10 protein-coding genes and 2 pseudogenes are annotated in these 10,788 nt (G+C 47.1%); 4 read left to right on the top strand and 8 right to left on the bottom strand.

The genetic code is table 11. The annotated features are described in order from the left end of the window. Nucleotides 1-95 precede the first annotated feature (95 nt). The 3 genes from QZ135_RS18675 to QZ135_RS18665 all read right to left on the bottom strand — a co-directional run bounded on the left by QZ135_RS18675 (nucleotide 96) and on the right by QZ135_RS18665 (nucleotide 2,191). Entirely contained in the window at nucleotides 96-359 is a 264-nt protein-coding gene (locus tag QZ135_RS18675; RefSeq protein ID WP_294612780.1) for a hypothetical protein, read from the bottom strand. Between the two features lie 83 nt (nucleotides 360-442). Then, a complete protein-coding gene (locus QZ135_RS18670) occupies nucleotides 443-1,033 on the bottom strand; it encodes a hypothetical protein (RefSeq protein ID WP_294612777.1) in 591 nt (196 codons plus the stop codon). Between the two features lie 258 nt (nucleotides 1,034-1,291). After that, complete coding sequence (locus QZ135_RS18665; protein WP_294612774.1) at nucleotides 1,292-2,191, bottom strand: OmpA family protein; 900 nt, start codon at nucleotides 2,189-2,191, stop codon at nucleotides 1,292-1,294. Nucleotides 2,192-2,738: 547 nt separating this feature from the next. On the opposite strand from QZ135_RS18665, the gene QZ135_RS18660 reads away from it, so the two are divergent. Further along, the gene (locus tag QZ135_RS18660) at nucleotides 2,739-3,032 is read left to right on the top strand and encodes a nucleotidyltransferase family protein (RefSeq protein ID WP_294612771.1); all 294 of its coding nucleotides are present in this window, start codon (nucleotides 2,739-2,741) and stop codon (nucleotides 3,030-3,032) included. Further along, a complete protein-coding gene (locus QZ135_RS18655) occupies nucleotides 3,016-3,432 on the top strand; it encodes a HepT-like ribonuclease domain-containing protein (RefSeq protein WP_294612786.1) in 417 nt (138 codons plus the stop codon). The genes QZ135_RS18660 and QZ135_RS18655 overlap by 17 nt, the downstream gene beginning before the upstream one ends. 124 nt (nucleotides 3,433-3,556) lie before the next feature. Here the strand turns inward: QZ135_RS18655 and QZ135_RS18650 are convergent, their stop codons facing one another. The 4 genes and pseudogenes from QZ135_RS18650 to QZ135_RS18635 all read right to left on the bottom strand — a co-directional run bounded on the left by QZ135_RS18650 (nucleotide 3,557) and on the right by QZ135_RS18635 (nucleotide 7,213). Then, nucleotides 3,557-4,096 carry a hypothetical protein gene (locus QZ135_RS18650; protein ID WP_294612767.1) on the bottom strand — a complete coding sequence of 180 codons (540 nt, stop codon included), beginning with the start codon at nucleotides 4,094-4,096 and terminating at the stop codon, nucleotides 3,557-3,559. Nucleotides 4,097-4,409: 313 nt separating this feature from the next. Continuing rightward, nucleotides 4,410-4,664, bottom strand: a pseudogene (locus tag QZ135_RS18645) (hypothetical protein); the annotation flags it as partial. A gap of 20 nt (nucleotides 4,665-4,684) precedes the next feature. Next, nucleotides 4,685-5,800 (bottom strand): annotated as a pseudogene (locus QZ135_RS18640) (AAA family ATPase); the annotation flags it as partial. Between the two features lie 132 nt (nucleotides 5,801-5,932). Next, entirely contained in the window at nucleotides 5,933-7,213 is a 1,281-nt protein-coding gene (locus tag QZ135_RS18635) for an O-acetylhomoserine aminocarboxypropyltransferase/cysteine synthase family protein (protein ID WP_007667750.1), read from the bottom strand. Nucleotides 7,214-7,437: 224 nt separating this feature from the next. On the opposite strand from QZ135_RS18635, the gene QZ135_RS18630 reads away from it, so the two are divergent. After that, entirely contained in the window at nucleotides 7,438-8,478 is a 1,041-nt protein-coding gene (locus QZ135_RS18630) for an N-acetylmuramoyl-L-alanine amidase (RefSeq protein ID WP_294612762.1), read from the top strand. Nucleotides 8,479-8,487: 9 nt separating this feature from the next. On the opposite strand, the gene QZ135_RS18625 is transcribed toward QZ135_RS18630, so the two are convergent. After that, nucleotides 8,488-9,369: a DMT family transporter gene (locus QZ135_RS18625; RefSeq protein ID WP_044532863.1), complete on the bottom strand. Its 882-nt coding sequence runs from the start codon at nucleotides 9,367-9,369 to the stop codon at nucleotides 8,488-8,490. Nucleotides 9,370-9,645: 276 nt separating this feature from the next. Here QZ135_RS18625 and QZ135_RS18620 point away from each other — a divergent pair, with 276 nt between their 5' ends. Next, the gene (locus tag QZ135_RS18620; protein ID WP_294612757.1) at nucleotides 9,646-10,500 is read left to right on the top strand and encodes a hypothetical protein; all 855 of its coding nucleotides are present in this window, start codon (nucleotides 9,646-9,648) and stop codon (nucleotides 10,498-10,500) included. Nucleotides 10,501-10,788: the final 288 nt, after the last annotated feature.

Here is a 10,788-nt window from a genome sequence, read left to right as displayed (position 1 = left end):
TTCGTTGCTGCATGCGGTGGCTATTGCCAACAGGAGCACGGTGCGGGTGGCTGCGTGCACCCGCTTTCTGAGGTTTGTTGTCTTCATGGTGTCTGTCATTTTTCTATGGTGAGTATATCGTTTATTAGGTCTTCCAGGTCGCTGGTAGAACTGCTGTTGTAGCGGCGTGTGCTGCTGCCGCTGCTGCGGTAACTGCCGCGTCGGCCTGTGCTGTATGCGCTGCCTCCGCCGAAATTGCTGGCGCTCATTACGCTGCCTTCACTTTCCATCTTAATCACTTCAATCTGTGGCGGGCTGTAGGGCTGTTTGTCGCTTGCCGGATGCTTGCTCACTTGCTCTTTCATTTGTTTTGCTTCCATAATTCGATTGCATTTAGTTGGTTAATAAATCAATAAGTATTTACTGGGTTGATGATTCAATGAGTATTTCATCGATTCATTATTTAGTAGTTTCTTCTTCCTTTCTTGATGAACATTACGTCCACCGGCGGCATTTTGTCCAGCGGTTCGCCCAGTTGCTGTATCCACGGCACTATTTTGGCGTTTTCGGGCAGGCCTATCAGTCTGCGGCGCAGGCGTTGCTTGTTTTTCACTACGCTTCCCACGGTCACGCTCATGCATTCGGCAATCCTTTCGTTCTTCAGTCCCAGCTTGATGAGGAAACAGGTCTGCTCTTCGGCATAGGGCAGTGAAATGGGGATGTGCTTGTTCAGTTTGCTTATGAATTCGGGGTAGTGCGTCATCATGAAGGTGTACAGGGTTTCTGAGGTTGGCTGTTCGGGCTTGTTCGGGAGCGCTCTGTTGGGGCCGGAAGGTGACTGTTCTGCCATCAGGCCGCTTGTTTTCTGTTTCATGTATTCGGCTTCCCGATTGCTGAAGTATTGCTCTAAGTGGAACTTGACGAGGAAATCAATGTATTTCTGTGTTTCTTTCCGTTTCAAGGGTTGCATGGATAGAAGGTATAAGGATACCGCCAGCGAGCACCCGCTGATGAGGAGGATGACGGTGAACAATATGATATTTGTAGTTGTCATAATTTATTCTTGTTACTATAGGAGGCGTTTCTTAGTTGAAATGCACTTCCTAAGGTAAGGTTTAATTTACACGCATACTATTTTGTGTGTGGACAACTTGGTGGACAATTCCTGTTTTATTGGGGTGGACAGCCCTCCTTTTTGTCTGCTTCTGCAAGAAAACCACGGAATGAAGGGGATGAAAAAGGGCGAGCCGGAAGTTTTTGGGCTTCCGACTCGCCAGAGTGTATGAGTCTATGTGTAAAGAATAATATTCTTCTATTCTGCCTTTTCCTCCGTTTCGGCTTCCGGTGCTTTGTCTATCAGTTCGAGGAATTGGTCGAGCTTCGGGGTGATGATGATTTGCGTGCGGCGGTTGCGTTGCTTGCCCAGTTCGGTGTCATTATCCGTAAGGGGATTGTATTCTCCACGTCCGGCGGCGGAAAGGCGTTTGGGGTCAACGCCGTATTGATTTTGCAGGGCTTGCACTACGGATGAGGCACGCAGGGCGCTCAGGTCCCAGTTGTTGCGGATGTTGGGGCGGGAGATGGGCACGTTGTCCGTGTTACCTTCTACCAGTACTTCGTAATCTTTGTAATCGGTGATAATCTTGGCAATCTTGCTTAACGTTTCACCGGCGCGTTCGTTGATTTCGTAACTGCCGCTCTTGTATAGCATGTTGTCTGCCAAGGAGATGTAAACCACGCCTTTCAAGACCTTTACATCCACCTCTTTTAGCTCTTCGCGGCTCAGGGAACGGGTGAGGTTGTTGGTCAGCACTACGTTCAGTGAGTCTGATTTGCTCTTGGTGTCCACCAGTTGCTTGATGTAGCGGTTGGAGGCGTTAATCTCATCCACCAGTTTGGAGATGTTGATGTTGCCTTGGGAGTTCTGCTGGAGGCTCTTGTCGAGGGAACCTTGCAGGGTGGCATAGCTGTTGCGTAACTCCTGATTGTTTTTTCGGGCTTCGCTGAGGCGGTCTTCCAGGCTTTTGGACTGTGTGCGATACTCGGCGAGCTGGATTTGCGCGTCCTGATAGGATTTATCGAGGGCGGTCTTCTCGTCCTTCAGCTTGTTATAATCTGTTTGAAGATTCACTAATTCCTTCTTGGTCACACATCCCGTCAGGAACAGAGTTGCGACCAACAGAAAGGATGCAGCTAATTTTGTACGTTTCATAAATCTTTCTATTATAATGTTTATAAGTAATATAACGCCAATAGTTTCAAATGGTTGAACGGCTGCAAAGATAGTGAATACTATGCAATTATTCTTCTGCGGACATCACTTTTCTGATTTCAATGTCCGCATCAGCTCCTTCCGGCAATCCCGGTTTTATGCGTATCCGGTGATGGTTTCACTTCTGTTGTCGGTATGACAGGCGATGAGGCACAGTGGTAGTAACAGTATCGGTTGTGGTATTTTATGCATGGTGGTTGTTTTCAGGTTTATACTGTAATTTTATTTATTTTCCATCTGCAATGTCATGAGGTTATTGTATTCTTCTTTATTTTTTAGGATACTTTTTTCGTGAAACAAAGATAAAGAAAAAAGTATTACCCCTGCACATAAACTCTTAAAAATAACCGATTATTCACGTACCATAATAACAGATACCAGGGTAAGCTTCGTAAAAATGAGTGCGTAGCGGTATATTTTCCGCGGTATGTCTTCTCTTTCTTGAGGAAATCGCTAACTTTGTACCTGTCACTAAAAGAAGTAAGATATGGAAACCACCCAGGAGATCGTCGACCGTCTGCGGGCTTATAAGGAAAAGTTTGCCGACAAGTATGGCATCGAACAGTTGGGACTGTTCGGTAGCGTGGCGCGGGGGGAACAGGACGAGAAGAGCGATATTGATGTCATAATCAAGTTGCGTCGTCCCAGTTTCTTCACGTGCTTTGGCATTCAGGAAGAGTTGCGGAAGCTATTCCATCGGAAAGTAGATTTGATAACCTTGCACGAAAACATGTTTCGCAGTTTTCGCCAAAACCTTGATCGTGATGCGATATACGTCTGAAATGAGTGTGTTGGAGCGAATGGAGTTCCTCACGATGAAAGCGGAACAGGCTGTGGAGCGGACGGCAAATATCACAGATTACCGCCAATTCCTTGCATTTCCGGATGCGATGGATTTATTTGATGCTACGGTACTGCGTGTGCAGGTAGTGGGTGAGATGCTGAAACAAATAGACGACAAGACGGAACGGAAACTTTTGCGTCCCAATTATCCGGAGATACCATGGAAAAGCGTATTCGGAATGCGCAATTTTATTTCTCATGAGTATTCAATGGTGAATCCTGAAAAGATATTTTATACAGTCAAGCAAGACCTTCCCCAATTGATTCTCGTCCTGCACCGCATCATTGATGATTTGCGCAGCGGACGCTACGATGGCGGTTTCACTGTTGCGCCTTGAAACTTTTCGGCATAAGGAGAAGTTTGTCACTACGAAATTATAATATAGTAGGCGGCTGCCTCGGAAAGTGAGAAACTTTCTTTCTCTCTTCCGGGCAGCCGCCTTTTTCTTTGCTCCTCGCAGGTTATCCCAACGGATTTTCGTCAAGACCTCCCTCACCGCCACCTTCGCTGCTGCCGCCACTGCCTGTGCCGTCCAACTGGCTGATGGAGTTGATATTTGCCCACGTCATGTTTTCGTCGGCGGGCAGGCCTTTCAGTTTCTGTCGCAGGCGTTGCTTGGTCTTTATCACGCTGTTGGGCGTGATGCCCATGCTTTGGGCTATCTGTTTATTTCGCAGACCCAGCTTGATGAGAAAACAGGTATGCTCTTCGCTGTCGGAAAGGCGGCCGTCGGTGTGTGCTGTCAGTTGCTTCAGGAAGTCGGGGTAGTAGGTCATCATGAAGCCCACCAGCATCTGGTGGCTTTGGCTCTTCACGGCGGGGGGGCTGTAGAGGATGTTTCGCTGGGCGTGCATCTGTGCCATGGGGCATTCTGCCTCGTGGCGGTGCAATTGCTGTTCTACGCGCAGCTTTATCAGGGTGTCTATGCGTCGGCGCATTCGGGGCCATCGGTGTGTTTGCAACCATTGCTGTGCCGTGATGGCAAGGGCGCATCCGCCCATAAAGGCGGCCGTGGCGAGTAGTGTGGTGTTTATATCCATTGTCAATATTCTTGTTTGTCAGTACATGCTTTGCCAATCAGCAAAACTTACGAGTTCAAGATAGGGCTTATCTGTGTAACCACCGCACTTTGTCTATGGACAGTTTGATGGACAGGTAGTGTAATTTTGCCGTGACAAGGCAAGTGAACGGCATGGTTTGTGAAAAATAACAGAAGCATGAGGGCACGAAACAAAAAAGGCGAAAGACTTTTCGGTCTTTCGCCTGAGTGGGGGATGAATGAGGAAATGTAAATATGTGTTGATGAAGGTGGGGCTATGGTTTGTTTATCTCTTCGGAAGATAATCCGGTAGCTTTGATTATCACTTCTTCTGAAGCGCCAAGCTGTTTTAAATTTCGTGCGATAGAATAGCGTTCTTCTTCTCTTCCTTCTGCACGCTCCGTATATATATTGTCACGGAGAATGACGATATTATCTAAATGACGGTAATATGCTTCGAGCTCTTCTTTTTTCATTCGGTCCAGTTTCAAACGTTCGCATGCTTCATGTAGCCCCGGAGCTGTGGCATTGCTTTCTCGTCAATCTGTGACTTTACTTCCTCGTTAGGGAAGCCGAGAGTATAAATCTGAAATCTTTCATCATATTCTTTTATTGTTAGATATCCGCTTTGGTACAGTAGAGGTACAAGGTTATTTGTATCAACCATATTGGCATTCAACGAAAGTGCCCCTACTTGTATGCCGTCCATCTCGCGCAGGTCAAAGTTGGTCTTTTTCAGCATATCCACTAAGAAGGTGGGGGTACCGCTACCGAACCAGTAGCTACCGAAGGCGCGTTTCAACAGTGCATTGAGCACACTGAAGGGATTGTACATTGGTGTGAACTCCTCATCGTTGGTGAAGCGGTAGCCGTCGTAAAGACGGGTCATCTTTTCCAGTAGGGCTTCGTGTGAGAGTTTCTGTTTCAGTGCCATTGCCTCCAGTTCGGGGACAAAAGTAGCCTCAATTTCTGGTAATGTCATGCCGCAAAGGGTGTTGTAGTCGAGGTCGAAACTGATGTCGCTCAGTTGGTTGAGGTTGCTGAAGATGCCCATCTGCGCAAACTTGGTCACTCCGGTGATGAGGACGAATTGCAGCCAGGGGTCGGCGTCTTTCAATACGGTATAGAAGGCGGTCAGCGTTTCGCGGAACTCGTCTTGCAGCTTGGAGTTGTCGAAGGAGCGGAGTAGTGGCTTGTCGTATTCATCGATAAGCACTACGACACGGCGACCAGTCTGTTCGTAGGCTTGCTTGATGACGGTCATGAAGCGGCCGGAATATGTGTCCCCTTTGCCGCCGGTCTGATATAATTGTTCCCACGCTTGGAGCTGACGTTCAAGCATATCTGCCAACCGTTCTTTACTATCGTACTTCTCGGCATTCAGGCTGAGATGCAGCACGGGATATTCATACCAATTCTTTTCCAGTTGTTCCATAGCCAATCCCCGGAAAAGCTCTCGCTTACCCTTGAAGTAGGCTTCGATAGTGGAGAGCAACAGGCTCTTTCCAAAGCGGCGTGGGCGACTCAGGAAACAGGGCACACCTGCTTGGACGAGTTTGTAAATGAGTGCCGTCTTGTCTACATAGACAAAACTTTCGCTACGTAGTTTTTCAAAGCTTTGTATTCCGACGGGAAGTCTGCGCGGGGTGAAATTATTTGTATTCATAACCACTGGATTTGATGAACTGTTTGCAAAGATAACAATTATCCCCGTACTCCGGTTGGGGAGTCGGGGATATTATTCTTTGGATTTCTTTTTGTCAGATACAGTTTTTTTATCTGACCGGCAGCACAGCTCTTATGCGTTCAGCGCCTGTTCAATATCTGCAATGATATCATCCGCATTCTCGATACCAACCGAGAAACGAATCAGGTCGGGACGTACACCGGCTTCCATCAATTGTTCGTCCGAAAGCTGACGGTGCGTATGGCTGGCGGGGTGCAGCACGCAGGTGCGGGCATCGGCTACGTGGGTGACGATAGCTGCCAGTTTCAGTGAGTCCATAAATTTGATGGCTACTTCGCGGCCTCCTTTCAAGCCGAAGGTGACAACACCGCAAGAACCGTTTGGCATGTACTTTTGTGCCAGTTCGTGATATTTGTCTCCGGGCAGGCCACAGTAATTAACCCATGCCACCTTATCGTTCTTGGAAAGATATTCGGCAACTGCCTGTGCATTTTTGCAATGTTGCGGCATACGCAGGTGGAGCGTTTCAAGACCGATATTCAGCAAGAATGCATTCTGCGGAGACTGAATGCTGCCAAGGTCACGCATCAACTGTGCGGTAGCTTTGGTGATATAAGCCATTTTGCCGAAAGCTTTTGTATAAGTCAGGCCGTGATAAGATTCGTCGGGCGTACACAGTCCGGGGAATTTGTCGGCATAAGCATCCCAATTGAAGTTTCCGCTATCCACGATGGCACCGCCTACGCTGGTGGCATGGCCGTCCATATATTTGGTGGTGGAATGCACCACGATATCGGCACCCCATTCGAACGGGCGGCAGTTAATAGGAGTCGGGAAGGTATTGTCTACAATCAAAGGCACGCCGTGGCTGTGGGCGATGCGGGCAAACTTTTCGATATCGAGCACTTCCAGCGTCGGGTTGGAGATGGTTTCACCAAACAGTGCCTTGGTGTTTGGGCGGAAAGCGGCTGAGATTTCTTCTTCCGGTGCGTCCGGGTTGACGAAAGTAACTTCGATGCCCAACTTCTTCATTGTCACACCGAAGAGGTTGAAGGTGCCGCCATAGATGGTAGATGAACAGACGAAGTGGTCGCCTGCCTGACAGATATTAAAAATAGCATAGAAGTTGGCAGATTGTCCGCTGGATGTCAGCATGGCGGCCACACCACCTTCGAGGGCGGCTATCTTGGCGGCAACGGCGTCATTCGTAGGGTTTTGCAAGCGGGTGTAGAAGTAGCCGTTCTCTTCAAGGTCGAAAAGGCGTGCCATTTGCTCGCTGGTTTCATACTTGAAGGTTGTACTTTGGTAGATGGGGAGTACGCGGGGTTCACCCTTCTTTGGAGTCCATCCGGCTTGTACGCAGAGTGTCTCCGGTTTTAATTGTTTTGCCATAATGCTATCTATTTTTATAGTTTCTTATCAATTAACGCATTTATGGGCGCAAAAGTAGGGAAAATAATTGTATTTTTGTCCGCAACAGTTGAAGTAATTTGTAAAAGCTACAAGCTACGAGCTACGAGTGACAAGTACCTTTCGGCGTGGCAGCCGGGCAAACAAAGCGCAGCAACTTGTCACCCGTAGCATGTAGCTCGTAGCTCATTAATACCAAGGATATTATGGTTCGGATATTATTTTTGTTGTTTATATCTTCTTTCCTGTTTTTCACTCCTTTCCACGCTTCGGCGCAGGAGGAAAGGGCTGCACCGAGGTCTGGTGAGGGCATTTCGGCCTTCTTGCAGCGCAATAAGCGTCCCGGTAAAGCCTACTATCTGGAGTTCCTTGAACTGAATAAAAAGCAATTACGCGGAAAACAGGAATTGCGCTTAGGGGTGAAGTACCTGCTTCCGCCACTGAGATCCAAAACCGAAACTGCTGCTAATTCATCTACTTCTTCTGCCTCTGCTGCCGGTTCCGGCAAAACAATTCATGAACCTCTTTTCGGAAAAGAACTGGCTAAAGTCCGGGTGACCGGTAACCGTTTGAAGGGTGCCTGCTTCTATGTGGTCAGCGGACATGGAGGACCTGACCCCGGTGCTATCGGTAAGATAGGGAACGTTGAACTCCATGAAGATGAATATGCTTATGATGTCGCCCTGCGTCTTGCCCGTAATCTGATGGAAGAGGGGGCAAAGGTTTATATCATTATTCAGGATGCCAAAGACGGCATTCGTGATGATCGCTACCTTAATAATAGTAAGCGCGAAACCTGTATGGGAGACGCTATCCCTCTGAACCAAGTGGCTCGCCTTCGCCAGCGTTGCATCAAAATCAATGAACTTTATAGAAAAGACCGCAAGAACTATACCTATTGCCGTTCCATCTTCCTGCATGTGGATAGCCGCAGCAAGCGACATCAGACAGATGTGTTCTTTTATCATGCCCCCAACAGTGCCAACAGCAAGCGTCTGGCAACTACGATGAAGAATACTTTTGAGTCTAAGTATGATAAACATCAGCCTAATCGCGGCTTTACGGGCACGGTAGGCCCGCGCAACCTGTATGTGTTGGCTAACTCTACTCCTGCCGGGGTTTTTGTAGAACTGGGAAATATTCAGAACACCTTCGACCAACGCCGTTTCGTAATCAGTTCCAATCGCCAGGCTTTGGCGAAGTGGATGATGGAAGGCTTTATCACCGATTATAAGAAGAGTAAGTAATCACTCTTATCAGCTTGTTTTCTTCTCGTGCATAATGACGACGGTGACTGCCGTCAATATCAACAATATGCCCAGACCACTGCCCGGAGTGAAACTTTCTTTGAAGACCAGACATCCGATAGCTACCGCCGTAAGAGGTTCTAAGGCTCCGAAGATGGAGGTCAGTGTAGGGCCGATGTACTTGATAGCTTTCACGAGTGTGATATTTGAAATGGCTGTTGCCGGTAGTGCCAGTCCGAGGATATTCAGCCATGTTTGTCCGCCTGTTGCCAACTGAATACCGCCTGTCAGACTTCCCCCTATAATAAAGAATAAGGCACCCAATCCCATGACGTAGCAAGTCAGTGCGGTAGATGGGATATGAATGGCACGGCTCTTACGTACTCCGACGATATATCCGCCATAAAAGAATACGGATAGCGTGGCGGCAATCAGCCCTGTCGTTGTATTTCCACCTTTGAAGTCTATCTCTCCCGATGATAACAATGCCGCACCTGCCAGCGAAATCAGTACGGCAAACAGAATGGAGAATGATTTCTTTTCCCGGAAGAAGAATATCATGGCGAGGGCAACTGCCAGCGGATACATGAAGTGAATGGTGGATGCCACTCCGCTGGCGATATGTTGGTAAGCAATAACAAGGCTTAGTGAAGTTGCTGCCCGGAGCAGGCTCAATACGAATACAGTTCCCCAATCTTTCCGGCTGATACGGAAAGTTTCTCTTAATAGTACACCGAATATTCCCAGAGTGAGTGAAGCGATTCCCCAACGGTAAGTAAGCACTTCAAAAGAGGAAAAGCCTGAAGCCAATAAGGATATGGTGAAAAAAGGGGCTAATCCGAATGTGGAGGAAGAAGCTGCCGCGTATATATAACCTTTTATGTTGTTCATGGTTCCGATTCAAATTTTCATACAGGATTCTGGAATCCGCTGCAAAAGTACAAAATACAAAGGTGAAAAAATCCATAATCGAGAGCAAAATCGCTTTTATATTGTTATAAGCTCAACGTCGGCTGTGTTCTTAGTTTATAAGGAGAGCGGAGACGGCTTGACGAGGGAGGTTGTCATGTCCTCTTTAGAAACGGAGCTTCAAGGTCTATCCCCCTTGTTTCCTTGTCAACTAATAAGTTGAGTGTTTACGAAACTGAAATTAAAATGAAAAATTCTATGAGAAAGAAATTATTAGTCTTGGGCGCATTTGTAAGCGTTGTTATGTTGGTGTCCTGTACGGGCAGTAAGAAGGAGGCGGTGACTTATACCCCCGAAGAGATTGCAGATGCAGGGCAAGTGGTGAAATATTACGATACTTCGTTGGCTCTGTTGAAGAATTTGGTGAAAGAGAGAGACGTAAATGCGGTTCTGGGGTATATGGAACAACAGTCTAAGGTACAGATGTTTTCGCATATCATGTCTCCTGTCATTTCAAAGAAAGATTCTGCGGCGGTGATGCAGCCGGGTGATTACTTTGGCGATGACGTGCGGCAGAACCTGATACAGAATTATACTGAACTTTTCCAGTCAAGGGGGCAGTTTTATGCTAATTTTAATAAATACCTGTCTCTGCTGAAAGAGAAGAAGACGGAAGGAATAGCGGATTTGCTGAATGATAACTATGAACTGAGTGTGGAGATGTCCGAATGCAAGCAGAACATATTCGATATTCTGAGTCCTATCGTTGGGCAGGCTCAGCAAGTCTTGCTGGCAGAGAACCCGGTGAAAGAGCAGATTATTGCAATGAAAAAGATGAGCCTGACAATGCAGAGCATTATCAACCTCTATGCTCGCAAGCATGTGGAAGACAAAGCCCGTCTGGACCTGAAGATTATGGAACTGAGACTGCAACTGGACGCAGCTGAGAAACTGCCTGCCGTGAAAGGGCATGAGGAGCAGACGGAGAAATTCAAGGATTTCTTGTCGAAAACCGAAGAGTTCATGAAGATAGTACAGGATATCCGCCAGAAGAACTCATATACTGAGGAAGACTTTGATGAAATCAGTAGCTACGGATTGAGTATTATATAAGGTAGGTTTGATTCACTTTTGAGCGGATATGAACCAAATGACAAAGGAGTATTTTTTACAAAAAGCAGACACCTACCCCGGGACATATATTTAGGGTACCTCAGTCGTATACTTAGGGTATCTCGGTATACGACTGAGGTACCCTAAGTATACGACTGAGATAGCCTCTATTTATATATACTCATAATCAAATAGTTACGTTTTGTTGCTTCGCTGGTAGGAAATTCAGACAAATGAATAGAAAGCATTTCACTCATTTTTGTAGGGATTTGAATAAGGGGACAAGGG

The organism is uncultured Bacteroides sp. (assembly GCF_905207245.1).
Classification (GTDB): domain Bacteria; phylum Bacteroidota; class Bacteroidia; order Bacteroidales; family Bacteroidaceae; genus Bacteroides.
The sequence above is the reverse complement of the archived record's forward strand: the minus strand, read 5'-3'. Positions and strand labels throughout refer to the sequence as shown.